This window comes from Arenicella sp. 4NH20-0111, from assembly GCF_040366405.1.
Classification (GTDB): domain Bacteria; phylum Pseudomonadota; class Gammaproteobacteria; order Arenicellales; family Arenicellaceae; genus Arenicella.
In genome coordinates this window covers 647,390-673,820 of the sequence record NZ_BAABWF010000001.1, presented here as the reverse complement: position 1 = coordinate 673,820, position 26,431 = coordinate 647,390, and the positions used below count along the sequence as shown (strand labels likewise).

28 protein-coding genes are annotated in these 26,431 nt (G+C 44.3%); 10 read left to right on the top strand and 18 right to left on the bottom strand.

Annotated elements, in window-relative coordinates:
* Nucleotides 1-43 precede the first annotated feature (43 nt).
* The 7 genes from ABWW54_RS02850 (at nucleotide 44) to ABWW54_RS02820 (ending at nucleotide 3,646) form a co-directional block, all read left to right on the top strand.
* Nucleotides 44-259, top strand: a complete 216-nt coding sequence (locus ABWW54_RS02850; RefSeq protein WP_353409907.1) for a helix-turn-helix domain-containing protein — start codon at nucleotides 44-46, stop codon at nucleotides 257-259.
* An 18-nt stretch (nucleotides 260-277) separates the two neighbouring features.
* Nucleotides 278-784 (top strand): Clp protease N-terminal domain-containing protein, encoded by a 507-nt coding sequence (locus ABWW54_RS02845; protein WP_353409905.1) that lies wholly within the window; start codon nucleotides 278-280, stop codon nucleotides 782-784.
* A gap of 100 nt (nucleotides 785-884) precedes the next feature.
* Complete coding sequence (locus ABWW54_RS02840) at nucleotides 885-1,409, top strand: ion channel (protein WP_353409903.1); 525 nt, start codon at nucleotides 885-887, stop codon at nucleotides 1,407-1,409.
* Nucleotides 1,410-1,489: 80 nt separating this feature from the next.
* Entirely contained in the window at nucleotides 1,490-1,954 is a 465-nt protein-coding gene (locus ABWW54_RS02835) for a hypothetical protein (RefSeq protein ID WP_353409901.1), read from the top strand.
* 115 nt (nucleotides 1,955-2,069) lie between these two features.
* Complete coding sequence (locus tag ABWW54_RS02830; protein WP_353409899.1) at nucleotides 2,070-2,495, top strand: energy transducer TonB; 426 nt, start codon at nucleotides 2,070-2,072, stop codon at nucleotides 2,493-2,495.
* Between the two features lie 291 nt (nucleotides 2,496-2,786).
* The gene (locus ABWW54_RS02825) at nucleotides 2,787-3,251 is read left to right on the top strand and encodes a hypothetical protein (RefSeq protein ID WP_353409897.1); all 465 of its coding nucleotides are present in this window, start codon (nucleotides 2,787-2,789) and stop codon (nucleotides 3,249-3,251) included.
* Nucleotides 3,248-3,646, top strand: coding sequence for a hypothetical protein (locus tag ABWW54_RS02820; RefSeq protein ID WP_353409895.1), 399 nt, complete (start codon nucleotides 3,248-3,250; stop codon nucleotides 3,644-3,646). The genes ABWW54_RS02825 and ABWW54_RS02820 overlap by 4 nt, the downstream gene beginning before the upstream one ends.
* Nucleotides 3,647-3,726: 80 nt before the next feature.
* Here the strand turns inward: ABWW54_RS02820 and ABWW54_RS02815 are convergent, their stop codons facing one another.
* From ABWW54_RS02815 to ABWW54_RS02800, 4 genes are all read right to left on the bottom strand, one after another.
* Complete coding sequence (locus ABWW54_RS02815; protein WP_353409893.1) at nucleotides 3,727-4,317, bottom strand: hypothetical protein; 591 nt, start codon at nucleotides 4,315-4,317, stop codon at nucleotides 3,727-3,729.
* A gap of 105 nt (nucleotides 4,318-4,422) precedes the next feature.
* Nucleotides 4,423-5,268 (bottom strand): 2OG-Fe(II) oxygenase, encoded by an 846-nt coding sequence (locus tag ABWW54_RS02810; RefSeq protein WP_353409891.1) that lies wholly within the window; start codon nucleotides 5,266-5,268, stop codon nucleotides 4,423-4,425.
* Nucleotides 5,269-5,449: 181 nt separating this feature from the next.
* Nucleotides 5,450-6,418: a heme-binding protein gene (locus ABWW54_RS02805; protein ID WP_353409889.1), complete on the bottom strand. Its 969-nt coding sequence runs from the start codon at nucleotides 6,416-6,418 to the stop codon at nucleotides 5,450-5,452.
* A gap of 100 nt (nucleotides 6,419-6,518) precedes the next feature.
* Nucleotides 6,519-8,438, bottom strand: coding sequence for a flavin monoamine oxidase family protein (locus ABWW54_RS02800; protein ID WP_353409887.1), 1,920 nt, complete (start codon nucleotides 8,436-8,438; stop codon nucleotides 6,519-6,521).
* A gap of 374 nt (nucleotides 8,439-8,812) precedes the next feature.
* Here ABWW54_RS02800 and ABWW54_RS02795 point away from each other — a divergent pair, with 374 nt between their 5' ends.
* A complete protein-coding gene (locus tag ABWW54_RS02795; protein WP_353409885.1) occupies nucleotides 8,813-10,456 on the top strand; it encodes a C13 family peptidase in 1,644 nt (547 codons plus the stop codon).
* Between the two features lie 75 nt (nucleotides 10,457-10,531).
* On the opposite strand, the gene ppa is transcribed toward ABWW54_RS02795, so the two are convergent.
* On the bottom strand, nucleotides 10,532-11,068 hold the full coding sequence (ppa, locus tag ABWW54_RS02790; protein WP_353409883.1) for an inorganic diphosphatase: 537 nt from the start codon (nucleotides 11,066-11,068) through the stop codon (nucleotides 10,532-10,534).
* A gap of 284 nt (nucleotides 11,069-11,352) precedes the next feature.
* On the opposite strand from ppa, the gene ABWW54_RS02785 reads away from it, so the two are divergent.
* The gene (locus tag ABWW54_RS02785) at nucleotides 11,353-13,362 is read left to right on the top strand and encodes a sodium-translocating pyrophosphatase (protein ID WP_353409881.1); all 2,010 of its coding nucleotides are present in this window, start codon (nucleotides 11,353-11,355) and stop codon (nucleotides 13,360-13,362) included.
* Nucleotides 13,363-13,431: 69 nt separating this feature from the next.
* On the opposite strand, the gene ABWW54_RS02780 is transcribed toward ABWW54_RS02785, so the two are convergent.
* Complete coding sequence (locus ABWW54_RS02780) at nucleotides 13,432-14,076, bottom strand: helix-turn-helix domain-containing protein (RefSeq protein ID WP_353409879.1); 645 nt, start codon at nucleotides 14,074-14,076, stop codon at nucleotides 13,432-13,434.
* A gap of 264 nt (nucleotides 14,077-14,340) precedes the next feature.
* On the opposite strand from ABWW54_RS02780, the gene ABWW54_RS02775 reads away from it, so the two are divergent.
* Nucleotides 14,341-15,687, top strand: a complete 1,347-nt coding sequence (locus ABWW54_RS02775; protein ID WP_353409878.1) for a zinc-dependent metalloprotease family protein — start codon at nucleotides 14,341-14,343, stop codon at nucleotides 15,685-15,687.
* Between the two features lie 15 nt (nucleotides 15,688-15,702).
* Here the strand turns inward: ABWW54_RS02775 and ABWW54_RS02770 are convergent, their stop codons facing one another.
* The 12 genes from ABWW54_RS02770 to ABWW54_RS02715 all read right to left on the bottom strand — a co-directional run bounded on the left by ABWW54_RS02770 (nucleotide 15,703) and on the right by ABWW54_RS02715 (nucleotide 26,425).
* Complete coding sequence (locus ABWW54_RS02770) at nucleotides 15,703-16,236, bottom strand: chorismate--pyruvate lyase family protein (protein ID WP_353409876.1); 534 nt, start codon at nucleotides 16,234-16,236, stop codon at nucleotides 15,703-15,705.
* Between the two features lie 30 nt (nucleotides 16,237-16,266).
* Nucleotides 16,267-18,156: a M48 family metallopeptidase gene (locus tag ABWW54_RS02765; RefSeq protein WP_353409874.1), complete on the bottom strand. Its 1,890-nt coding sequence runs from the start codon at nucleotides 18,154-18,156 to the stop codon at nucleotides 16,267-16,269.
* A gap of 103 nt (nucleotides 18,157-18,259) precedes the next feature.
* Nucleotides 18,260-18,847 carry a LemA family protein gene (locus tag ABWW54_RS02760; RefSeq protein WP_353409872.1) on the bottom strand — a complete coding sequence of 196 codons (588 nt, stop codon included), beginning with the start codon at nucleotides 18,845-18,847 and terminating at the stop codon, nucleotides 18,260-18,262.
* A 162-nt stretch (nucleotides 18,848-19,009) separates the two neighbouring features.
* Entirely contained in the window at nucleotides 19,010-19,429 is a 420-nt protein-coding gene (locus ABWW54_RS02755) for a F0F1 ATP synthase subunit epsilon (RefSeq protein ID WP_353409870.1), read from the bottom strand.
* Nucleotides 19,430-19,608: 179 nt separating this feature from the next.
* The gene (gene atpD, locus ABWW54_RS02750; RefSeq protein WP_353409868.1) at nucleotides 19,609-20,982 is read right to left on the bottom strand and encodes a F0F1 ATP synthase subunit beta; all 1,374 of its coding nucleotides are present in this window, start codon (nucleotides 20,980-20,982) and stop codon (nucleotides 19,609-19,611) included.
* Nucleotides 20,983-21,097: 115 nt separating this feature from the next.
* On the bottom strand, nucleotides 21,098-21,964 hold the full coding sequence (atpG, locus tag ABWW54_RS02745; RefSeq protein ID WP_353409866.1) for a F0F1 ATP synthase subunit gamma: 867 nt from the start codon (nucleotides 21,962-21,964) through the stop codon (nucleotides 21,098-21,100).
* Nucleotides 21,965-22,067: 103 nt separating this feature from the next.
* Nucleotides 22,068-23,609, bottom strand: a complete 1,542-nt coding sequence (gene atpA / locus ABWW54_RS02740; protein WP_353409864.1) for a F0F1 ATP synthase subunit alpha — start codon at nucleotides 23,607-23,609, stop codon at nucleotides 22,068-22,070.
* Between the two features lie 40 nt (nucleotides 23,610-23,649).
* Nucleotides 23,650-24,186, bottom strand: a complete 537-nt coding sequence (locus tag ABWW54_RS02735; RefSeq protein WP_353409862.1) for a F0F1 ATP synthase subunit delta — start codon at nucleotides 24,184-24,186, stop codon at nucleotides 23,650-23,652.
* 46 nt (nucleotides 24,187-24,232) lie between these two features.
* Nucleotides 24,233-24,712: a F0F1 ATP synthase subunit B gene (locus ABWW54_RS02730; RefSeq protein ID WP_353409860.1), complete on the bottom strand. Its 480-nt coding sequence runs from the start codon at nucleotides 24,710-24,712 to the stop codon at nucleotides 24,233-24,235.
* 33 nt (nucleotides 24,713-24,745) lie between these two features.
* The gene (gene atpE / locus ABWW54_RS02725) at nucleotides 24,746-25,024 is read right to left on the bottom strand and encodes a F0F1 ATP synthase subunit C (RefSeq protein WP_353409858.1); all 279 of its coding nucleotides are present in this window, start codon (nucleotides 25,022-25,024) and stop codon (nucleotides 24,746-24,748) included.
* A 57-nt stretch (nucleotides 25,025-25,081) separates the two neighbouring features.
* Nucleotides 25,082-25,933, bottom strand: a complete 852-nt coding sequence (atpB, locus tag ABWW54_RS02720) for a F0F1 ATP synthase subunit A (protein ID WP_353409856.1) — start codon at nucleotides 25,931-25,933, stop codon at nucleotides 25,082-25,084.
* Nucleotides 25,934-25,954: 21 nt separating this feature from the next.
* Nucleotides 25,955-26,425: an ATP synthase subunit I gene (locus ABWW54_RS02715; RefSeq protein ID WP_353409854.1), complete on the bottom strand. Its 471-nt coding sequence runs from the start codon at nucleotides 26,423-26,425 to the stop codon at nucleotides 25,955-25,957.
* Nucleotides 26,426-26,431 lie beyond the last annotated feature (6 nt).

Below are 26,431 nucleotides of genomic sequence, written 5' to 3'. Positions count from 1 at the left end.
AATATAGGTTGACGAAAGTTTTTTCGTCAATTATAGTTGACGCATGTCAGATATAAAATCATTACCATCTCCTGAAAACCCTGAAGAGGCGCTTGCTGCTGTTGTTGCGCTGCACCGAATGGCTGAGCAATTGGAACGTAAAGCGGTGAAGGAAGCAATAGCGCAAGGATGGAGCTGGTCTCAAGTAGCCGAAGCATTAGGGGTATCAAAACAAGCTGCCCATAAGCGTCATGCTGCTAGTATTTCCAAGTCAAAATAGAAAGCGAAGGAGAGTAGAATGTTTAAAAGGTTAATGCTTCGTTTCCGCGATATGAAAACCATCAGCAAATTAATATCTGGAGCTGATGAGCAAGCCCATATTAGTGGAGAGGAAAAGCCAGGTGCTGAACACTTTGTTCTTTCAGCGCTAAATTTAGAAGATGGTAGTGCTAAACGAGTATTCGAGAAAATAGGTGCAGACACTAACGATTTCAGAGGAGCGATAAAACAGCAATACACTGATGCGCTCAGTTCTATTGGTATTAATGGCGTAGCTACTGACATACACCCCGATCCAGTTGAGCCAAATATAATGCTACATAATTCACAACCATCAGGCCAAGAGCTAATGAAATCACTGTATGCTATTAAGCAAAGCGATAAAAATCGACCTTTGTTGGGGGCTCACGTGATAAGTGTTGCGGCTGAAATGGAACATGGTGTGGTAGCTAGAGCTCTTAAAGTTATGGGTGTTGACCGGGAGCGGCTGGCTAAGTTAGCTAAAAATGAAATCGAATCAAATTAACTATGGTCATAGAAGCGCATCTAACAAGGTGCTGCTACGGAAAATTTACTCGCTGGGGCTCGCAAATTCCCGCAGAGCATGGCGTTAGGAAGACAAGCCTATGAGTCACTCTGAAGCAATGAATGGCGGTTTTGGAATGATGTTCGCAATAGCATCGTTCATTACAAGTTTTATTCTGCCCGCTGAAATTTCGGTCATATTATTGATAATCGCTTATCCGATGTTTATAACTACTGTTGGCTTAATGATTGGAAACAACGATGGTTGGTATGGAGAGGCTATTTCGTTTTTTGTAATGCTGATTGTGGCGACCGTTGCAATATTTGCAGTCATATATTGGCGCTATGGTTTGCTCGCCAACGGCGAGCATATAGATATATCTATTCTTGAATCCATATATTTCAGTATCACCACTTGGACGACTTTGGGGTATGGCGACTTTGCGCCAATACCTCGTATAAGACACATAACGTCTATTCAAGCAATTATGGGTTATGTTGGTCTTGGCCTTTGGGTTGGTTTGATGAGCGGTTATATAAACAACTTGAATCGTCTGCGCTCTGAAATAAATGAGCACAATGCTAAGCTGTTTAAATCTATAGAAGATGAAAATAAAAATTCCTAACAAGCTCCAAAACTACCGTTCACTGCGTTCTCTCGGACGCGCAAAAAACGCGCGCCCGTTTGAAAGGCGTTAATTTTACTATGGTCAATATCTCAAATTTGAGCAGTGTTTTCGAAGTGACATTCGCGATGAATGCTATTTTCTATATCTTTTCATACGCACCTTTTATAGAAAAAAATATAGAACAAAAATTGAAACTTTATGGCGAAACTGTCAATGATGCTAAGAAAGCTAATATTAAGGTAAATACTACTTATACTTACTGGTCTAGTAGGGATTTAATCCAAGACCTAAATGGGCTCCTTGGTCCATATTCTATCTTGTGTTCCTTAGTTTCTTTGGTCCTATTGATTGTCTCGGGTTTTAATACAGAATTGAGTATGCCCAACATCCTTGCCTATATATTGCTATTTCTACTTATTGTTCCTGTTCCAGCTATGTCATTTAACCTACATAGAATCATTAACGCTAAAATACATCAAAGCACTGAAGAAATTGAAAAGAGAATCGAAGAGAAGAGAGGCAGCGCCAATATTGAAAATTAACAAGAATCAAAAGCACGCCTAACGTCGGGACGCTCCTGTCGTCGCGCCCCTTTGTTTGGCGTTAGTTTTATTATGGGCTGCGATATACATTTATATATAGAAACATATTCTGGGAATGGTAGTTCATTTTCGAAAGAAGCGCATATCGCAGGATTCAGTAACGGTGATACCTACGTTCTGTACTAGTACACCGACACCTGTTTTAGATTTAGGCGGGCATGGAAAAGGGGCCTCTGACTACTGGAAAGCTGCATATCGAGAGCCACCGGTCTATCCTCAAAAGGCGTTAAGGAAGGGGATAACTGGTTGTGTTCTTTTGAGGCATGTTATTTCAAGTTCGGGGAAATCGAGAAACGTGGAAGTTTTATATTCAGTCCCTAGTGACATATTTGATTATTCCGCTAAACAAGCACTACGTAAGTACCGATGGGTTACAACCAGCAAAAATAGAGGGAGAACACCTGTAAGGTCAGATTGGGTGTTAAACTTCACAACTACAGATAATCCTCAAGCCCCCTCATGTGTACAACCAAAAACCTAACAAGAGACTACGGTCTCATTTTCAATGATATCCTCCAGATTAATCGTACATATTAGGGTCAACTGTTGGTCATTTTTACCACTGTCTTTGTTAGGCTTATTTAGATTTAGAACCGCGCGCGCTTTTAGTAGTAGCTTTTCAGTAAGGCAGGTGATGCAAGATCAGCAACAGAAAATGTAAAAACAACACATTTAGCAGATCGTAAAACAAAATACGATTTACGATCGCTTTGACAAAGCATAGGACGTAACCGCCTACTTAGAAGGCGCGATATAGACCACGAGGTTTAAAGTGTATTTTTGGAAGATCGATAACCTGAAGAAGGATCTAATAGATGAAAAGGTCACGGAGAAAGACTTATTCTGTTACCTACTAATTCCCGCTGTTTTCATTATGATCATGATGGAATTAGCTCTGTGGCTACCACCTGAGGAGGGTAATCATTGGGACTTAATACTGAGTGTCTCAAACGTTTTAATCTGTTTATTGGGGCTCATTTACTGCTTTTTTAAAAACGGCGGTGGAATGGGGAAGGACTTTCTTAAAAGATACGTTAGCGTTAGTTTTGTGATGGCTATTAGGCTTACTGTGTTTATGATTCCGGCGTTCTTCCTGATTTATACAAGCTACTTCTTTATCTACCCTGAAGACACTGAGTTAGTTAGCACTGCAATAGACACTGTTCCTTATATTGTTATGTATGTGTGGTATTTTTGGCGTGTCGCTACCCACATTCAGGATGTTAAAGGTCAATGAAAAACGAGGATTTTAATCCAGGGTTCAGGCTTTCGATCTTTGACCTTGCTGTCATAATCTTAGGTCTTGCCGGAGCTTGGTATCTCAGAGATATATCAAATGAATTTAGTTTAGTAATCCTGTTCGTATTAGGGCACTTCTTTTACTTCTGTAACATCAGCCGCATGTCACGTATGCCCGAGATAATTTGGGCAATTTGTTTTGTTATTTCGTATGGCGTAGGGGTTTTTTACGGCATAGTCACGGTAGCAGAAGCGTTTGTGATTTCATTTATCATCACAATAGTTTTGACGGTTCTGGAAGCTCGGAAGCCGTCATATCACGGAGTTCTCTGGTCAAAAATAAATCCAGGCGCACAGGATTGGTTTGATAGAAACAAGGCAACAAAAATTTAAAACTAATCAATTGGATGATTGTACTAACTCAGGCTAACAGCCGACGCGCTAAACTAAGCGACGAAGGCGTTAAGATCATGTCAATCGGCTAATAGGCGCCCCGAAACGCGCGTGTTTGGATACATTTCTTGTTCTAATCGGTAGTACGCTCGTAAAAGATCCATTTCAATCCCTACGAAATCACGCGCTTCTGCTAAGCTCATTTCCAATATACGTTCGTAGTCTACTTCAGCGAGAGATTGGCAATTTGAGACGAAACCCAGGTGCACGGCTTTGCGGAAGACTAACAAATCTTCTTCATCAAACTGATAAGCTTTGGGGTATAAAAATTTAGCTATCAAACCAAAGACAGTCTGCTCGATGGTGCCAACACGATTTGATGAACCCATGGTAAAGCCGATGACAAAGGCTTCGTCTTTAGCTAATAAACCTCGCCCGAGTAGTGCGTGAATACAATCGTGTTGCTTTATGTCCACAGCGCCCGAAAAAAACTCTATACCTGGAAAGTCATAGGCTGGGTTTTCCACGATTTTCACAATGGTTGGCGTTTCGTAAGACGTGTTATTTATTGCTTTCAGAGAATCCAACACCTGCTGAACCGTGACATCTTGGTGTTCGATGCTGACAAACCAATCACGCCAACTGCAATCTTCTTCGATTTGGAATTTCATTTTTTGGGGAAACTTTATCTATCAATACCAAGCGTTATGATAAGCGATAAACGAGCTGATTGTTAACACGCTCAATCACATCAAACGTGACTGTAAAGAGGGCGTTCATAAGCGCTTTCTTATTTGCCTGACAAACGTTGCCAAGTTATTCACTGCTCGTCGTGGCAATACCTTTCTGACAATGTTTTTGGCTGAATGATACAAACTGCGTTGATCGTGTTCGGTGACCGCTTTCCATTCGACGTAGTTACTGTGCTTTATGTCGCTCTGCTCTTTTTTGGTGGTATAGAAATAGAGCGCCATGGAGTTTCGACGCATGCCACTGGGGCAAGTCACGGGTTGCGGATGACCATGGTAACTGTATCGACCTGTGTAAAATATAACCGCTCGGTTAAATGTCGGGGCCACGCTTTTTACGCACTGTTTTGCGTCTTTATCCCACAGCTCTAAATGCCCACCGTATTGGTCTTTCCAGTCTGGCGTGCAGTAGTATATTAAGTTGATCAGTTGATGAAAGTCTTTGTTGGGGTGCCTGGATGCATCAACGTGAAGCATGAGCCTTCCTCCACGGCCAGTTGAATGCAAGCCACACCCAAAATTATGCGGGTCGGCATTCAGGTGACGATACCCTGTTAGCCGTTCAATAAAACGGATAAAGATTCCGGATTGCATGCTGTGCATCAATTGGCGAATTGAGTCTGGAAAACCCTCTTCGTCCGACATGGATATCTTTTCAACGTCCGGGTCATCGGTGTGTTTTGAGTCTCCGGGCCCAGCTAATCTCCAGCTCTGTTTGTTCACACTTGAAAATTCAGATGCAACCCTATTGGCAACGTCTAGCGGCAAAAAGTCATCGATGACCACGTGTTGAAAAGGCTCTGCATTTTGAAATTCATGCGATAGTTTTTTCGACATGGCTTCAAGCTCAGCTCTTTTAAAGAAAAACATCATCTTAGACAGATCTCCAACAGAGAATCATAGTATTCACTGCATTCTAGTTCAGTTTTAGTGAGTGTAACTCTTTTTTCTTGAACGTACCGCGATGCTAATCAGAGCGATAGAAACTCAACGTAAGTGATGGTGCATTGGGTTTCTATGGCTTTGCTTTGCCTTAAGCTCTTGGTCAAAGCAATCAGTCTTCTACTTTTTCCAGCGTATTAATACTGATGTGAGGCCACCGAATCAACCCTGGTTGGCCGTCGGGGCGAGGGAAAAAGTCTAGAAACACCGTTTGCGTGTACTGTAATCGTAACTTAGGTGTTCCATCTTTTTGCTTTTCTTTTAGTTGCTGAATCCAAAAAGTAGAATGCATTTGCGACGCGTTCGCCTGCTTGGTCACAAACGGGATGTTTACAATTCCGCCTGTGTCAAACTCGGTATCAACGTGAAGTTCGGTGGTATGAACGATCTCTACGCCCTTGTTTGCTTCTTCCAGAAGTTGGTTAGGGACCGTGGGGTCAAACAGGTTTTCAAACAAGTTACGATGAAAGTGTTCATAAGGCGCTAAGTATGGGCTGGACAGTTCATCAGACACGCCAATAGGCAGCCCACTGATAACTGGAATATTTGGCGCTCCTGCTTTCTCGAACGCTCGCCCTAATGCCATTACAGAGTCTCCGTGAGGAATGGTGCCCAACCTAGCAATGTCCAATCCTTCGGTCACATTATTGGCCATGTGCAGCCACAGTCCGGGCTCCCTATGAATCGGCAAATTGGGGCCACCTGCTTCGCCACTTTCCGGAAAGTCATCCGCGGCTATTTGGGTTATTGACTGAGTGTATTCCAACGTCGCTAAAAACTGATCGTCCTCAGTCGATTGTCCGTACTGCCGAATACCGCGATTGGGGACGGCTTTATCCACGATGGTAAATTCAAGTTCTTCGTTGTATTGGTTTAACAGCAACCGATAGTTGAAGGGCGTCTTCGGTTCGGTCGCAAAGGGTAGGGCAATCATATTCCAACCTCTCCCGGGTAAATTAGGCACATTTGCCCATTTACCGGGTAATAGGTTCAACGGCCCGAGTTGTTTATCTCCCTCTTTTGCAACTTCAATAATACGGCCGCTTTCGGCCATTTCATCGACTTGTTTCATGTCTAACATGATTAATACTCCTTAGGTGGTTAGTCGTGGTGTTAATGCGTTTAGAAAAGTCCGCTAAGTTAAAAAAACGAACTCTTCTACTGCAAACAGCGCTGGTTTCTTAAACGCCCTCTACCATTAACCGCGAATCTGGTAATGACTGTAAATGCGGAATGCTTAGATCTGGCCTAGCCATTCGACTTAGCGCGTTTAGTGAGGCCGCTATGGCGCCTTCTTGCCAACCCGGTAGCGATGAAACCTGATCGCCGATAATAAAAAACACAGGGTCCGACAATTTACCGTTGGCATCATAGATGCCCGAACCTTGGTCGAGTACGTTAAAGTGCTCTACCGCGTTTTCTACTTCCTGCCACTGTGCCCAGCCACCTTTGATATAAGGCATGTTTTGCCAAGCGATGGCTACGCCGTCAGCAAGCCCCTTCGCAAAGTCCACATCAAACTTTTTTGCTCCTTCGCGTGCATTTTCAAGGCGTTTTGCAATGGGTTCCTTACCGCATTGATAGGCGATTTTGCCAAAATTGTAAGCACCCGTTAAAACGCCTTTCTCGTCATGATACGCATTTGACGGGTACCAGATTTGCGTGATGTCATCATCGGTCCATGAAATGCCACCAAATATAGGCACCACACCAACTTCCGACTTAGGCAACCCTATGGTTTCAACCCCATCGCCGTCCTCATCATTTGATTTAAAGGAGCTTCCTTGCCATAAATCCCTGTCTGCCTGCCAACCTACTTTAGTGGTACAAGCTAAAAAACGCTTCGAATAACAGTCCTTATCGCCCTTGAACTGCGCCGAGTAAACGGCATTAAGAGACTCTTTGAAATCCAATGCCAGTCCTGATTCCGGTGTTTGTGTGTTCTGCAGTTCGGGCGACAATATCTCGCTGAGAAACGGCATTGCCAGATTGCAAAAACAATAATCCGCTTTATAGATGATTGGTTCATTGGTGCCTATTTGTTCTACTTTAACGATGAACTGAGTGCCATCCCAATCAATCGATTTAACTGGGCTGTTTAGATGAATTGTTCCACCGTGTGCCGCTACCTGTTGAGCAAACGAGTGTTGCACCATGTCCATGCCACCGACGGGCTGAAACAACGTGGGTTGCCATAGAAAGTCTGATGGTTGATAGAAACGAGTCTTTTCCCAATACTCTGATTCGAGCAATCGTTTGAATGCAATCGGCTTAGCAATCGTTCCCGCATCAACACCAGGAAGCACCGTATAGCCTGCGCGGCTACGACCATTTTCAAACCCGTCTTCCCCGGCGGTTGGCACGTATTTTCCATAATCTGGATTAGGATTTTCGTCGTCTCCTTTACCAATTAGTTCGCCAAACGAAACCATTAATCTACGAAGCTGATCTGCTGTTTGCTCTTGCTCAGGTTTATCAATACATAAATCAGGAGACTTAACCAGTTCGTCTGCATTTTCAAATACCATTTGCGCCAACCAGCCGCGCGTATTGTGATCAAGCCGACGGTATGTCAGTGGCTTATTGGGTTTGGTGCCCGGCCCACCATTCATCTGCACTAGGTTTGCGTCGGAGTTCATTACGTACACTTCGACATCAACACCAAACTTTTTTAAGTACGACAATAGTCGTTTGTGCGCCGATGGGATCCTACCCGGCCCAGCATTAAGGTACGGCTCGCTGTCACCGACGGGGCGCTTAAATCGCACCATTTGTGTTTCGCCGGGTTTTGAATTGAAGAGGTCGCTATCTATATCTTCAGTAAAGGTATCTCCAGTTCTCAAACTTAAACAGCGGCCGCCCGTACGATTCTGTGCTTCCAGTACGGTGACGTCCATTCCAGATTCTTGTGCCAATAGTTCGTACGCGGTTGTTAATCCAGACACCCCAGCTCCGATAATCAGCGCTTTCTTTCCTTTATATTGCCCCTTTTTCAGGCTTATTGGTCCGGGGGTAATTTTCTTTTGCGCATTCGTTGCTTCATCCAGTGCAGCCCATGCTGACGCGGTAGGGTTTTTTTCGAAAAATTTTGCTCTGCTCATTTCTAATTCCTAATTGTATTGTGGGGTGTTCAGCATTCCTTTACGGTTTACTTAGACGTGCTTTGCCAATTTTCAGCTTACAGAGGGCCGAGTAACGATTAACCCGAGACCTTTCCATTGCTTGATATAGAGGGCTCATTGTTTGTGTGCGTTCTCATCTAAAGCGTAAGCCTGGATGGCAAGCACTAAGTCGAGAGTGGTTCTATTACAATTGTCTATATTTATCATTACTCGGAGCCTAATTTAATTACACGGCATTACACTAAGCTCAGCTGATGCTTTTAGCGCTGAGATAAAACGGTATTCCATGCTAATGTTGGGCTTCTACTCTCATATTTAGGCGTGCTGGAAGCACTGCACAGAGGAACAAACAATTGATCGCTTTTAGATGCAAACTAACCATGATTCTTTTGGGTACTTTATCGGCTTGTTCTGAGCCTATCATCGTCGCTCCAGACGCCGTTTTTCCTGATGGCTCTAGGTATGAAGGCGAGCTAGAGTCCGGAATGCTTCACGGGAAAGGAACCCTAATATACCCAAACAAAACGCACTACACTGGCGACTTTGTTGAAGGACAATTTCACGGCACTGGAGAACTTGTTTACGCGACTGGCGAAAAGTACACAGGCGAATACAAGCACGGGCAACTCAATGGCTTTGGTCATTTTGTCGACACAAAAGAAAACTCCTACGAAGGAGAGTTTAAGCAAGGCGTATTCAATGGACACGGCACACACTCACTTAAAAATGGGGCGGTCTATACCGGACAGTTTGACAACGGTTTGTATCACGGCAAAGGCCGTTATAGCCATGACGATTATTTTTACGAGGGAGATTTTGTAAAGGGCGTGTTTACCGGTTCCGGTAGCTACAAAGATTACGAGGGAAGCACGTACTCCGGTCAAGTAAAAGATTGGGTAGCTCATGGCAAGGGAAGTAAAACCAATACGGAAGGCACGGTGGTAAACGGCGACTTTGAAAATGGTTATGCGTCTGGCGACGGTAAGATCGACTATAAAGATGGAAGCCAGTATGAAGGGTCGCTGTCATACGATAAGCCAGAAGGTGAGGGGGTGATGACGTACGCAAATGGAGACGTGTTCAAAGGTGAATTCTCTTACGGTCGACGCTTTGGTAAAGGCACTCTTACTCGCTCATCACCCGCAGAGGGAGAAATCAAAACGTTATCTGGAAAGTGGAAAGGAGATTCATTGATTCACAACTTTGAAACCGGTGATCGCCAACATGATCAAGCTGGCATTGCATTAGAGTACCACCAAGAGAACCTGAAAAAATCGATTGATAAACTTGAACCTAGTACACCGGGTAGTCCCAATATCTATTTTTTAGGCGTCGCCGGTGACGGTAGTCAAAGTGTCTTTAAACGAGAATTAGAGTACGTGGCACCGTTAATCGAATCTCGGTATTCAAGTAAAGATCGTTCAATGTTATTGGTAAACCACCATGACACCGCTGAGGTCTACCCGCTCGCGACCAAGCGCTCGATAGAGTCTGCCGTAAATGGCATTGCGGCGAAAATGGATACAGACGAAGACGTCTTGGTCGCCTACTTCACGAGTCACGGGTCAAAGGATCACGAGTTTTACCTTAACCATGACAGCATTAAGTTATCAGATCTTGGTGCAAAACAGTTAGCGGAGATAGTCAAAAACTCACGCATAAAGTGGAAAGTTATTATTGTCTCTGCGTGTTATTCCGGTGGATTCATTTCTGAACTAAAAGATGACTACACAATGATTATTACAGCCGCTGATGCTGATAGTCGATCGTTTGGGTGTTCGGAAGAATCCGAAATGACGTATTTTGGCCGCGCGCTGTTTAAGGAGGCATTGACAAAAAACCCCAATGCTTCTTTGAAGCAAGCGTTTGCGAAAGCTAAAGAGCTTGTCAGTGTCTGGGAAAAAGACGAAGAAAAACGTTCATCAAACCCTTTAATTCACGCACCAGCTGCAATCGTACGTAAATTAGAGCACATCCGCGCTCACACCAAAAAATAACAGGGCAAAAAAAAGCCTTGCAAGATTATCTCCTGCAAGGCTTTTAGAAAAAATAAATAGCGTGAGACGGGGTAACTACCCTTCAGCGTTATTGTATCTTTCAGCCGAATCTATGATCTCTTGACGAGCCTCATCTTTACCAGCCCAACCGCGAACCTTAACCCATTTTCCTTGTTCTAGGTCTTTATAGTGTTCGAAGAAGTGTGAAATTTTATCCAACATTTCTTGCTGGACGTCACGGAAAGTTGATACGTTGTTATAGAACTTAGTCAACTTTTCTACTGGAACGGCCAAGATTTTTGCGTCTTCTCCAGCTTCATCTTCCATCTGTAGTACGCCAATAGGTCTAACACGGACAACTGACCCTGTTACCAATGGGAACGGGGCCAGTACAAGAACGTCTACTGGATCTCCATCATCAGATAGAGTTTGTGGCACATAACCGTAGTTACACGGGTAATGCATGGCTGTAGACATAAAACGGTCTACAAACATCGCACCAGAATCTTTATCTACTTCGTACTTGATTGGATCGCCGTAACGAGGAATTTCGATAATTACGTTTACATCATCTGGCAATGAATTGCCTGGGCCTACTTCGTTTAAAGACATCTTGTGTGCTCCGAAAGATTGGTCTTGAAAAATTGGCTGTATTATACTGATTTAACGCCGTTTAACAGCTGCGTCAAACTAAAAAATCAATAACATTTTGTTACTCCCATATAAGGGGATTGAAGGGTGAACCAACTTAGACAGTTTTTGTAGCATGGAATAATCAGATCTGGCGAGTTAGCTCACCCTTAAAGTGAACGCTTTCGCCTAAACGCAGTATGATTACTGAGTTAGTTTGTCCGATACCTGACACCTCGAATGGGAGGCCCACAGGAGGACACTCTATGTCTCTACAAGCAGCACCCGCTTTATTTGGAATAGTAGGTTTAGTCATTGCTTTTGTCATTTACTTTAAGATCGCAAAGCAATCTGTGGCCGATGGAAAAGTTGCCAGTATCGGCAACCAGATTCACATCGGCGCCATGGCATTCATGCGACGTGAATACACGATCCTATTCGCATTTGTCATTGTTTTAGCCATATTGATCGCCGTATCCGACTTAGGATTACACACCATGTACGCCTTTTTACTAGGCGCATTTTGTTCCGCTTTCGCCGGTTACATAGGAATGTTTACCGCGACCAAGGCCAACACCCGCACGACAACCGCCGCTCACAATGAGGGCGCGTCGGCCGCGTTAATGACGGCATTCAATGGCGGTTCCGTGATGGGCCTGACTGTGGCATCCATGGGGTTACTCGGGCTGGGAATTTTGTATTACACGTACGGTGCAAATGCAGAGAGCGCACACACCATCCATGGCTTTGGTATGGGCGCATCAGTTGTTGCTCTGTTCTCGCGTGTAGGCGGAGGCATTTTTACTAAAAGCGCGGACGTAGGTGCGGATTTAGTGGGTAAAGTTGAGGCAGGCATTCCCGAGGACGATCCACGAAACCCAGCTGTAATAGCCGACAACGTTGGTGATAACGTCGGCGATGTGGCTGGCATGGGGTCCGATATTTTTGAATCTTATTGTGGTTCCATGATTGCCACGATCGCGATTGCGTCAACCTTAAGCGCAGCGGCTCTTCTCAGTCTGGGTGGAAAGCAAGAGGCCTTAATGGGGCTTCCTTTGGCACTTTCATCCATTGGTCTAATTTGTTCTGTACTTGGAATAGTGTTGGTCGCGCTCATGAGTGGCAGCTCGGCTGAAAAAGCCTTGAGAGCAGGAACAATGGGCTCTTCGGTCTTGTTTATCGTGGCGTCCTACTTTCTGATCAAACAGTTTGGAATCGCCAACACCGTTTGGTACTCGGTAGTTATTGGCTCTGTTGGTGGGATAATCATCGGCTTAGTTACCGAATACTACACCGCTGGAGCGCCAATTCGCACGATTGCATCTGCGGGTGAAACTGGCGCGGCGACTGTCATTATTTCAGGCTTAGCTATTGGCATGCAATCGGTGGTCATTCCGGTACTGACTTTGTGCGGTATCATCTATTTTGCTAGCGCATTTGCCGGTTTGTATGGCGTCGCAATTGCTGCAGTTGGCATGCTTGCTACGGTCGGGATCACCATGGCGATAGATGCCTACGGACCCGTTGCCGACAACGCGGGTGGCATTGCTGAGATGGCGGGGCTAGGAGAAGAAACGCGAAAAATCACTGATTCTCTTGACGAAGTCGGAAATACCACAGCCGCAATAGGCAAGGGGTTTGCAATCGGTGCGGCCGCATTAGCCGCATTGGCCATCATCTCCGCATTTATCGAGACCGTATCGTCAAATATTGAAGGGTTCAGCTTACAAATAAACAACCCCGAAGTGCTCGTTGGTATGTTTATTGGCGGCATTTTTCCATTTTTGGTTTCAAGCCTAACGATGACGGCGGTAGGTGATGCCGCATTCGATATGATTAAAGAGGTGCGTAGGCAGTTTAAAGAGATACCAGGCCTACTTGAAGGCACCGCTGAGCCCGATACAGCACGGTGTGTAGACATTGCTACAACTGCCGCGTTAAAACGCATGATACTTCCCGGCATTTTGGCAGTTTCAGCACCAGCCGTCGTTGGTTTCGGTATTGGCGCTGAAGCCCTAGGTGGCATGCTTGGTGGCGCTCTTTTAGGCTGCGTATTATTGGCAATCACGATGGCCAATGCGGGTGGTGCGTGGGACAACGCGAAAAAGTATGTCGAACGTGGAAATCACGGGGGCAAAGGTTCTGACACTCACGCTGCCGTGGTAGTTGGCGATACGGTTGGCGACCCATTTAAAGATACGTCTGGTCCTTCAATGAACATTCTCATTAATGTAATGGCCATAGTAAGCTTAGTGATCGCGCCACTGCTGTCATAGCTGGATTACACAGACAGTCTAAGTCTTTAGTCAGAGGGGCAGTTTACGTCCCTCTGATTAGGAATTTTTCTAGTGTTTTATTTTTGCTTTTAAGAAATCCGATAATTTTTCTGGTTCATCACTTCCTATTCTTAGACGTTTGCCGTCCACAAGCGTTAGCTCAACCGCTCCTAATCCAGAAACATTGTATAGCCATCCTTCACCGTAATAACGTATACCCCAACCCCACCAGCCTTTGTTTTTGACTTGGCGCACGTTATCTATAACCGCTAAATCGATTTTCTTTTTCCAGAATCCGATCCCAAAATACCAAACTATAGATTCGTCAGTCACTTTCACGGACAAGGTGCCAAAGAAAGTAGAGATCACACTCAAGATCACAGTTACGGTAATAAAGACGTGAAATGCCATGGCTTCCCTAGAAAATTGCCAAACACACACAGCCAAAGCGCCTAAGAGCAACGCCAAAATAGTGTATCCGAGCTGTACGTTGTAATAGTGATCCCTCAACTGAGTATCGAGTATGAGTTCGTTTGCAGGGACTTCCAACGCTGATGCTAGCGATTTGAGTGATTCCAAAGACGCTTTCCCTGAACTTTCGATCCTCTGCACAGTTCTTAGGCCAAGGCCACTCGCTAGCGCAAGTTCCTCTTGAGACCAAAGCTTTTCTTTTCGCTTACTCTTCAATATCGCCGCATTAATCTTCATCTTCATAATATTATCTCCTGATGATGTTCAACGGTAGTAATATCTAAATTGAAACTAAATTGCCTCGCCATCAAGCCGCCAATTGCCCGCCATCCTGAATAATGCTTGTTGCCAAACAAGACTCATAACGTTTGTAAGCAATTTTTTTGTTTCTAACGCGCTAGCTTTTTCAAGAAAAACCTTCTTTTCGGATCTCACCTCTCGTTATTGTTGACTTCCTGTTGTATTTTGATAGGTCAGGGGTGTTATCTAGGGGAATAGGTTTTATCTATGAATATTAGGGAATTTCAAAAAGGTTTTCTGCTTTTTGTCTTCGTCACGCTAGCTGTATGCCAAAGCGGTTCATTAGCCGCCGCTGTTGTGGTTTTCGAAATATCTTCATCCACTTTTGGTCAGCGACTTCAATCTACTACGAATTTTGAATTTGTGCCCTCGGTTCACGCCCTAGCCCCAGGCGATTCAATTGTTATAGACGGGCTGATAAGCAGCTCAATGAAATTTGAAGTAACACGAGCCGAACTTTCTAACGGCCACCAGAAGTACATAGAAGCCACGTCAGTAAATAAGCAGATTCTGCTACTCAATTTAGACGGAAAAGCCATTTACGGTTCATTATCTGGAAATGGCACTCGTTATACGATCTCTGGTAATCCTACGACCGGGTTACAGTTTGCCAATCAAAACCACCCAGACTTCCCGGTCATTGATCTTAGTCATGACGCAATGATTCCTGAGGGGATGTCTCCGAAGATACCAGGCATTGATCAAATCCCTCAGCACTCTTTAAGAAAGCTCAACGACGCAATAGCCGAACAATCCGAAGGCGGCCGATCGATCATAAGGATGCTTTTTGTTCATTCAGCTGAGTTTGGCTCGGGGTTTTCTTCTCCTACTGCTCGAATCAATCAATTGGTGTCTTTTACCAATTCGTCTCTGCAACGAAGTGGAATAGACATCGAATTCACAGTCGCCCACATTGAAGAAATTGCTTTTAATAACAGCCTTACTACCAGTACAACACTGAGCCAAGTTACTAATGGACAGGGATCCTTTAGTGGTGTTCCTGCCTTACGCGATCAACACGGTGCTGATATGGTTGCGGTATTGTCTTTTGCCGAAGGGTTTAGTTCTAACGGCGTTGCTTGGGTAAATGGATCTAACCCAGACCTTGCTTTTTCATCTACGCGATTGTCACCCAATTGTTGTGACTCCGTGTTTGCCCATGAACTTGGTCACAACTTGGGATCAGGACACGAGCGTTCATCAGTAAACCCCAGCGGTGCTTCTCCATGTACAAGCTTCAATTTTACTGGGTATTCTTGCGGTCATGGCAATATCGGTAACGGCTGGGGAACGATAATGTCCCGTTTGAATAGTGGTGTCGTAGATGACGTTTTCAGTAATCCATCTCTGTCCTGTTTGGGAGAGCCTTGCGGTATCGCACAGGGCTCCAGCAACTCTGCTGATAACTTTGCGAGTTTCAATATAACCCGTTCATTGGTTGCTGCGTTTAGATCAGATCCAACCACAATCACGCCAGTACCAACAACACCTACGGGTGCGCGTTCTGACACAGTACTAGTAGGTCCTCTGCTTATATTACTTCTTGAGGATTAGTGAAACGAGAGGCTACTAAATATACTTTTTTAAACTGGGTAAGAAAAACTCGCTCACCAAAATCGAGCTGTCTCGATACTCATACGGTGTTCTTCTCGCATGCACTTTTTCTGCCCCAACAATCAGCGTAGCGAATTCTCGTCGCGATGCGCGCATTTTGCCATCTTTAAATAACAAATGGCCCAATGGTGTTTTTCCTAAATTGTTCAACCCAAAACGACCAGGGAGCGCCAATTTCATCGGTATAACACTGCGCGCGAAGATAACCGGCTCGTCGTAGATCTTTAACTTAACTTCTCGAACAGCGGCGACCGAGGTTACCTTTAAATTAAGCAGCTTAGCTTCACCATTAAACGGCGTTCTCTTAGTTTGACTAACAACTTCAACTTCAAAACTATTATTACTGATTTGTCTTAACGCCGCCGTCAATGACCCCTTAGTACACAACCAGCCGCGGAGGTCATTTGGCAAAAAATACTGGCTCAAAGGCGTATCATCTTGCCATTTTGCGTTTCTTATTAGCTCACTAAGAGCAGAACAATCTGTCATTGAAAAGGATATTTTGTGGAATTGTTAACACTAAGACGCGGTCTGCAGTAACGGTATGGGAACATGGAGGAGAGCAGATATCACTCGCATCATCTCCTGTTCTTCTGATATCAGTTTCTTATCGTCTAACACGGTCTTACCCAAAGCAATAAGTACTTTTTCCTTATCACTCATCTTCAACCTATTTAACGTTTTAAGCGCTTTATCTAATTCCGTTTGCCAATTGTCGATGAAACTCAGGTTCTTGTGCTCAATGCCAACTGCACTCATGCCTGATTTAAACGCTCTCTGAGCCAGTTGAATACCCTGAGTACTCGTTGAGTTCTGGCCATGAGAGGCCAGTGTACTAATCACGAGTGTCAGTTCTTCTACGCAATTACTCAGAGACTTTCTCCCTTTCCAAGAATGTTTACTGTGTTCCATTGACTCGACTAGATATTGTCTAAGTAATCTGGTTAATAAGTATTCGAAAGAATCAATATTTCGGTCTACGCTAACCAATTGATCAACAATAACTAACAAATTTTCAATCTCTTCTAGGGACCTACGCTTCACAGACGGGTACGCGGATTCAAGTAGCGGTAAACGTAGTTCAATTTTAACCAAACCGTTACTTTCTAAAAGATGAACTATCTTTTTTTTGCTTAATCGTCCCATTGAATTGGAAACTATCGCCAACTGCTTTTCACGAAGCGTGGGGTTTGCATTTAATACACTGTAAAGCAAAACCTCTGGTGCCCATTCCGATGAATGCATAGCGTGTTTTAAAACATCGGTAATAGACTCTGTCATCAGCCTTGCTGCGGTTAAACGGCCTGCATCTGGTTGTCCAATAAAGGCAATCACATCTTCAATTTTAAGTGCTTGATCTTTCTGTTTTGCAGTCAATTTTTGACTCAACTCAAGCTCAGCTAGTTCGGCCTGAACATGGTTTTGGTTTTCTTGCTCTCTTAGTTTTTCAGAAATGCGATCGATTTCATTAACATCAAATGTTCGTTCCAATCGTTTAATTCGGTCAGACAGAGGAGGGTGAGTGGCAAACATGTTAGCTCTAAAATTGCCGGTGAAAAGCATATGACTGATTTCTTCGGTATCAGCACGCAAATAGGTGCTTGACTGATAAGCAGCTATTTTTTTGAGCGCTCCAGCAATACCATCAGGGTCTCGGGTAAATTGAACCGCTGAAGCGTCGGCCAAATACTCTCTTTGGCGCGATATAGCCGACTTTAGCCAACGAGAGAAAAAGAGACCAACATAACCAACTACAGATAGCGTTATCCCGATTGCTATGACGGCACCCGCACTATTATTCTTAGACGACCTGCGTTGGTAACGGTTTGCATGGAGGAATTTTCTTCCCACAATCGCTAGAACCAAAATTCCGAACATTAGCCCCATGAGTCTAATATTAATGCGCATATCTCCGTTCAGGATATGACTAAATTCGTGCGCGATGACACCTTGGAGTTCGGATCTATTTAACTTTTCCAATGTTCCCTGTGTGACAGCGACAGCTGCATCTGAAACACCGTAACCAGCGGCAAAAGCATTAATCCCAGATTCATTTTCGAGTATAAAAACATCTGGGACAGGAACGCCCGACGCGATTGAGATTTCTTCAACAACGTTATACAACCTGCGCCGAAGAGGGTCTCTTACATCCGCCGTGACTAAGGTTCCGCCTAAATTCCTAGCTATTTTTTGGCCCCCCTCACGCAGAGAGATTACTTTACCCAAACTCGAAATACCGATGATCGAAAGAGTTATGGCGCTTGTGATAAAGATTAACTCATAGTGCTCTTTTAAGTTTTCAAATGAAAATACCGTAGTTAGTGAAAATGATCCCGGATCTTGATTGCTCGTATGCCCTATCTCTAAACTGAATATTAAGAGAACAACTGCATTAATGACGGTGATCATAATGAGAGTGACACCGAGAAAGGCGAGTAATATTAACCGAGACTGCTTACGGGCGTTCTGCTGGTGCTGAAAGAAATTCACGTTAGCTTTTCCACATTATTGACTAGAATTCAACTTTTGGAACAGTTTTCATACTGTCACTTTCCAACTCCAATAGTGTGGCTTCTTTAAAGGAAAACCAATCTGATATTAAATTACTCGGAAACTGTTCACGCAGATTGTTGTATAGCATCACACCGTCATTAAATGCTTGACGCGCAAAAGAGATTTTATTTTCAGTGGTGGTCAGCTCTTCGGAAAGTTGCATCATATTTTCATTTGCCTTTAAGTCAGGGTAAGACTCAGAAAGCGCAAAGAGCCGTCCTAGAGCCCCACTGAGCCCGCGTTCAGTTGCTCCTAACTTTTCTAGGGCCGCAAGATTTCCAGGGTCTGTTTTGGCAGCGCTAAGATCGCTAATGGCTGTATTTCGAGCTTCTATTACCGCTTGCAAAGTCTCTTTTTCATGTGACATATACCCCTTAGCGATTTCTATCAAATTGGGGATTAAGTCATGTCTTCGAGTCAATTGAACGTCAATTTGCGCGAAGGCATTCTTATACGCATTGCGGGCAGCGACTAAACGATTATAAAGACTAACAGAGTAAAAAATAACTCCCACGAATATAAGAAGAAGTACGGTTCCAGTTCCCATGAGATAGACCTCAAATTTCTATTGTTCTGTCATTGTGGTGAATAAGTATAAGCGTTTGATTTGAGTTTCGTACATATGTTTGCTAAATCAAAAGTAGTTAGGCATAAAAAAAGCCCGTCAACCATGAAGCCGACGAGCTCTTAGATTACATCAAGCAAAGATCTATCGGCCTTTTTTAACCATTTTCTTAAGTGCTTGTAACTGCGCTGCAGCTTGTGCCAGCTCAGCTTTTGCTCTCGCGTAGTCAATATCAGCTTTGCTATCTTTCAATGCTTGTTCCGCTTTTCTTTGTGCTTCCAAAGCGGCCGCTTCGTCTATATCGTCAGCTCGAATCGCTGTATCAGACAAAACCGTCACTTTTTTGGGAGTGATTTCTAAAATACCACCCGAAACATAGATAACCTGCTCTTCACCGTCAGCGGTTTGAACACGAACATCACCGGCTTTAAGGCTAGTCAATAGGGGAGTATGTTGTGGGTAAATACCCAACTCACCCGACATCGCGGTGGCAATCAACATGGTAGCTTCGCCGGAAAAAATCTCCTGCTCAGCACTGACCACTTCAACTTGCATTGTACTCATTTCAATATTCCTATTTAGGCCTACGCCTTGATAACAAGGCTCGGCATTTTAGGTTCGCCTAGCTACGTATTTTAGTTCCAAATCAATGTCAGGCCGATTCAACCAAGATCTAAACTTACCAATGTAAACTCAGACAGTTAAATCCGCCTAACAATCATGTCTAAATCTAAACCTACTTACTAGGATTTGCCTTTGGCGATTACTTCTTCAATACCACCGACCATATAGAACGCTTGCTCTGGATAGTCATCCATTTCACCGCTCAAAATAGCTTTAAAGCCAGCAATCGTATCTTTCAATGAAACGTACTTACCGTCAGCACCGGTAAATACTTGTGCAACAAAGAAAGGTTGTGACAAGAAACGTTGAATCTTACGAGCGCGTGCTACGGCTTGTTTGTCTTCTTCAGAAAGCTCATCCATACCTAGAATAGCGATAATGTCACGCAACTCTTTATAGCGTTGAAGTGTATTCTGTACTCCACGTGCTACTTCGTAGTGATCGTCGCCAATAACTAACGGATCAAGTTGACGCGAAGAGGAATCAAGCGGGTCAACAGCAGGGTAAATACCCAATTCCGCAATTTGACGCGAAAGAACCAATGTAGCATCCAAGTGAGCAAAGGTTGTAGCAGGCGATGGATCCGTTAAATCATCCGCAGGTACATAAACAGCTTGGAAAGAGGTAATAGAACCATTCTTAGTTGAAGTGATTCGCTCTTGTAGAGCACCCATTTCACTGGCAAGAGTAGGTTGATATCCTACCGCAGAAGGCATTCGGCCCAACAAGGCGGAAACTTCAACCCCTGCTAATGTGTATCGATAAATGTTATCGATAAACATCAAAACGTCACGCCCTTCGTCACGGAAGTACTCAGCCATGGTTAAGCCAGAAAGAGCAACACGAAGTCTGTTGCCTGGAGGCTCGTTCATTTGGCCGTAAACCATCGCAACCTTATCGAGTACGCCAGCTTCTTTCATTTCGTAGTAGAAATCGTTTCCTTCACGAGTTCGTTCACCGACTCCCGCGAATACAGACAAACCTTCTTGCGCTACCGCAATATTGTTAATCAATTCCATCAACGTTACTGTTTTACCAACACCAGCACCACCGAATAAACCAACTTTGCCGCCCTTAGCAATAGGCATGATCAAGTCAATTACCTTTACGCCGGTTTCAAGGATCGCCGTTTCTGAAGCTTGGTCAGCATACGCTGGTGGCTCACGATGAATTGGATCATTACGAACGGCTTCTACTTCACCTGCGTTATCTACAGGGCGTCCAAGTACATCCATGATTCGACCCAGTGTACCTTGGCCTACAGGAACCGAAATAGGAGCACCCGTATTACCAACTTCCAAGCCACGCTTCAACCCTTCAGTCGCGCCCATCGCAATAGTACGAACGATACCGTCGCCTAATTGCGCTTGCACTTCCATGGTCAAATCAGCACTTGGAACAAGCAGTGCGTCATATACGTTTGGCACCGCATCTGCAGCAAACTTTACGTCTACCACCGCGCCAATGATTTCTACAATATTTCCGGAACTCATTTTGGTTTCCTCTTAAATACTAAATTTTAAATTCTTTCTAAACTCTGACACAAACTGAGAAAACATCGCCCTGAACACACACCGTGCTTTTATCGGGCCTCAGCGTTGTAAAGCGCTAAACCGCCGCCGCACCACTAACGATCTCAGAAATCTCCTGAGTAATCGCCGCTTGTCGTGCTTTGTTATATACCAACTCAAGCTCACCAATCAGATCACCAGCATTATCGCTCGCAGCCTTCATTGCCACCATTCGAGCTGACTGCTCACAAGCCACATTCTCAACCACCGCTTCGTAAATCTGAGATTCGATATAGCGTTTCAGAACGGTGTCCAAAATCGGCTTGGCTTCTGGCTCGTAGATATAATCAAATAGAGCAGGTACCTCGTTCGTTGCTTCTTCAGTAGTCGCAATTGGCAACAACTGATTTGAGGCTGGAGACTGAGTCATGGTATTAACGAACTCGTTAGACACCACATACAAACGATCTATGATTCCATCTTCATACGCTTTAAGCATTGAAGTAATAGCGCCCAAAAGATCAGTTAAGCTAGGTTTATCGCCATAGTGCGATGCTTCCGATACTACGTTTCCGCCAGTTCGACGAAAATACGCCAACGCTTTAGAGCCGATAGTTGCCACATCGATTTCTACACCGTTAGAGTCCCACTCGGCCATCTCGTTCATGGTTTTACGAAACACGTTCATGTTCAGTCCACCACAAAGTCCACGATCAGAGCTTACAACAATGTAGCCCACTCGCTTTACATCGCGTTCAACCGTAAAAGGGTGCTTATACTCTAAGTTCGCCTTAGCAATATGAGCTACAACTGAACGAATCTTTTGTGCATAAGGTCTAGCAGCCAGCATGCGATCTTGCGCTTTACGCATTTTGCTTGCTGCTACCATTTCCATGGCTTTGGTGATTTTCTGCGTACTTTTAACGCTTCCAATCTGATCGCGGATTTCTTTACCGACTGCCATAATTTATCTCGAATAAATGTTTACACAGATTCATGAGCCTTTACTCTGACCACCTTCAAACCTGACTAAAGGTGGCCAAAGAGCTTCGACTCTATGAATATAACTAGAAGCTTCCGTTTGCTTTGAAGTCTTTCAGAGCTTCGTGCATGCCTGATGAAACTTCGTCGGTTAGCTTAGGAGTCTTGTTAATGCCATCAATCAAAGACGCAAAGTTAGCTTTTATGTGTGCCTGCATAGCAGATTCACACGCAACAACTTGCTCTTTCTCAACATCATCAAAATAGCCTTCATTAGCAGCAAATAATGACAACGCCACTTGTGCAGTTGACATAGGCGCGTATTGCGCTTGCTTCATCAACTCAGTAACGCGCTCGCCTCGAGCCAATTGAGCCTGAGTTGCTTCGTCAAGATCAGATGCAAACTGTGAGAATGCCGCCAATTCTCGATATTGAGCAAGAGCCAAACGAATACCACCACCAAGTTTCTTAATGATGTTTGTTTGTGCTGCTCCACCAACTCGAGATACAGAAAGACCAGGGTCTACTGGCGGACGAATACCAGAGTTAAACAAGTCTGTTTCCATGAAGATCTGACCATCAGTAATCGAAATAACGTTGGTCGGTACGAACGCGGATACGTCACCAGCTTGAGTTTCAATAATAGGTAACGCAGTCAAAGAACCGGTTTTACCTTTAACACCACTCAAACGTTCAACTTCTGCTTCATTAATTCGCGATGAACGCTCAAGAAGACGTGAGTGAAGATAGAAAACATCGCCAGGATATGCTTCACGACCAGGTGGTCGACGTAGTAGTAATGACACTTCACGATAAGCAACAGCTTGCTTAGAAAGATCATCATATACGATTAAAGCATCTTCGCCGTTATCACGGAAGTACTCTCCCATGGAACAACCAGCGTATGGAGCAAGATACTGAAGTGCTGCAGAATCTGAGGCATTTGCCGCAACCACTGTTGTGTACTCAAGCGCACCATGCTCTTCAAGCTTTCGAACAACCGCGGCAACAGAAGAGGCTTTTTGCCCAACTGCAACATAGATACATTTAACGCCGTTGCCTTTCTGATTAATGATCGCATCGATCGCAACCGCGGTTTTGCCCGTTTGACGATCTCCAATGATCAACTCTCGTTGACCACGACCTATTGGCACCATTGCGTCAATGGATTTAAAACCCGTCTCTAGAGGTTGATCAACACCCTGACGCTCAATAACGCCCGGCGCTACCTTTTCGATTGGCGAGGTCTCAGTTGTCTCAATAGCACCCTTACCGTCGATAGGGTTTCCTAAGGTGTCTACAACGCGACCTAGAAGAGCAGGGCCGACCGGCACTTCTAAAATACGACCAGTACACTTAACTGTATCGCCTTCAGAGATATTTTTGTAGTTACCCATGATCACGGCACCTACTGAGTCTTGCTCAAGATTAAGTGCTAAACCAAAGATATCACCAGGAAATTCCAACATCTCGCCCTGCATTGCTTCACTCAAACCGTGAATACGTGCAATGCCGTCGGTCAAGCTTACAACCGTACCTTCAGTACGAGATTCAGCTGATGCTTCAAAGTTTTTAATCCGATCCTTAATCAGGTTACTGATTTCTGATGGATTCAATTGCGTTGTCATGACTTCAAGTCCTCAACGTTAATAAAGTTTCTATCAACGACTAACGCATTAGCGTCGTCGTCAACTTTTCTATTCGCCCTTGTGCCGAACCATCAATCACTAAGTCACCAGCTTTAACAATAGCGCCACCTACGATGCTTGCATCTACGGTTTCTTCAATGACCACTTTCATACCCAATCGGGCTTCAAGTGCACTGGTTAGTGATGTTTTTTGGTCGTCTGTCAGTGCGATAGCAGTTAGAACCTCAGCGTTAGCTAACGCTTTGGCTTTCGCCACCAACTCACTGAACTGCTGTTGAATATCATCTAAAGCTAAAAGACGGTCATTTTGCACAAGCAAATTGACAAAATTTTCGCCACCATCAGGTAACGAGTCTTTGCTTAAATCTGTCAACAACTCAACCACCTTAGAGCCATCAACACGCGGGTCTGAGACCAACGCGCTGAAGCTTTCATCTTGGCTGATAGCGGAAAGGTTCTCTAACGCAACAGTCCAACTTTCGTAGGAATCTGTTTCTTGCGCTAAATCGAACACCGCTTTGGCGTAAGGTCGAGCAATGGATGCATTATCTGCCATTCTTCTTACCTGTTTGGTTTGCGAACGTCGCTAAACATACTTGATGTTAGCTTGCCTTCAATTGCGACACTAAGTCTTCGATCAAAGCAGCATGTGCTGTTTCATCAATTTCTTTAGCGGCAATTTTACTCGCTGCAGCAACAGCAATAGACGACACTTGGCCACGAAGTTCTTCGCGAGCGGTATGTACGCCTTGCTCAACTTCAGCTTGAGCAGAAGCAACAATGCGCTCCTTCTCAGACGTGGCTGACTCTTTCGCTTCTTCAACAACAGCATTTCCACGCTTCTCAGCACTCGCGATAATTTCGGCAGCCTGAGTCTTAGCATTACTGACTAACTCGGCGGCTTCCTTTTCTGCGACTTCTTGAGCTTGCTGGCCTTTTTCTGCTGCTGCTAAACCATCTGCAATTTGTTTTTGGCGTTCAGCCATGGCGTTAACCATCGGCGGCCAAACAAACTTCTTGCAGAACCATACAAATAGAAAGAACGAGAGAGTTTGACCAATCAGGGTTGAATTAATATTCATCTTTTCGTTCCTCTACAGTTAGGTTGGTAAAGATTAAGCGGCTGCTTTCAATGCTTCCAATACGCTTGCGTCGATAAGACCAGAAGCGAACAAGAAGTATAATGCGATCGCTACTGCGATAATTGGAATCGCGTCAATAAGACCAGCGAGTAAGAACATTTTAGTTTGCAAAGAGTTTGCCATTTCAGGTTGACGTGCAACGCCTTCTAGAAAACGACCACCCATAAGGCCAATGCCGATTGCTGCGCCAACAGCTGCTAAACCCAACATAATGCCTACGGCAATTGCGGTCAAACCTACGATAGTTCCCATTTTGGAGCTCCTATACTTTAAAGATAAAAATTAAAATTTAAAAAAGTGCGATATTGATTAGTGGTGCTCATGAGCTTGGCTCAAATACACGATAGTCAACATCATAAAAATATATGCCTGCAGCGTAATAACTAGGATGTGAAAAATTGCCCAGCCAAGCTGTGCAAAACCACCCAAGATACCAAGGCCCAATCCAGCGCTGTACATCATTGCGATAAGAATAAAGATCAACTCACCAGCGTACATATTGCCAAACAGTCGCAAGCCTAAAGACAACGGCTTAGCCAACAAGCCTACTAGTTCCAACACAAGGTTAAATGGAATTAGGTATTTACCGAACGGTTGTAAAGACAATTCTTTACCAAACTCGACAGGTCCTTTGACCTTCAAGCTGTAGTAGATAATCATAATGAAGACGGCTAGTGCGGTACCCAGAGCAACATTCACATCAGTGGATGGAACGATCTTCATGTACTCAAAACCAGCTATTTTGAGCGCTTCAGGCAACCAATCGACAGGCAATAAGTCCATCAAATTCATAAAGAAAACCCAAACGAATATGGTTAACGCCATCGGGGCTATCCATTCGTTCTTCGCCTGCTTGGTAAAAGTGCTGTCTTTACTATCTTGTGCCATCTCAAAAAGAGATTCGACAAAACATTGCACTTTAGATGGTTTATCCGCACTAAACCCTTTGGCAATGCTTCGAAAGATTAAGAACATAACCACGCCCAACCCAAGAGACCACATCATGCTGTCTACATGGATTGCCATAAAGCCCATACTCGCCGCTTCTTCAGCGCCGTGTGCGAAGCCCCATGTGCCATCAGGGAATTGACCGTAAGTCAGATTGGTAAGGTGATGGTTAATATAACCAGCGCCTGTTAGTTCACCGTTTTCAGATGCCATATTGAAATCTCAAACAAAAATTTAAATTTTGTCTTGCTGCTTCTTGTTGGATGCCCACTTCAGCCTCTCAACCTTGGCTGCTTTGGTAGCATCCAAATACAGAAACAACAAATTAACGATTACTGCCGCTATAAGGTACGCAATTATAAACGGCAAAATCGACACTTCGATTACAACGATGAATATAGTCATCATTGCCAAAGTGAATATCATTTTCAGAACCACACTAATATAGAAGCGGATAAGCGCTTCACCTGCTGCGACTTCTCTTAACAGAGAAATGCGATAGGCTCCAAACAATCTGGTCGCCATAAACAGGCTCATCGTGGTGGCCACCAACCCTCCAAAGAATGCTGATAGCGCTTCGCGTAAGTCAAAGCAGTAATACATACTTAAGGCAAACACCATGGTGCCAAAAGCCTGCAATGCGGCTAACCTGAACATCGCGCCATGGTTTGTTTCGTGCTCAAACTTACGCTTTGTTTTGTTCATTGCTAT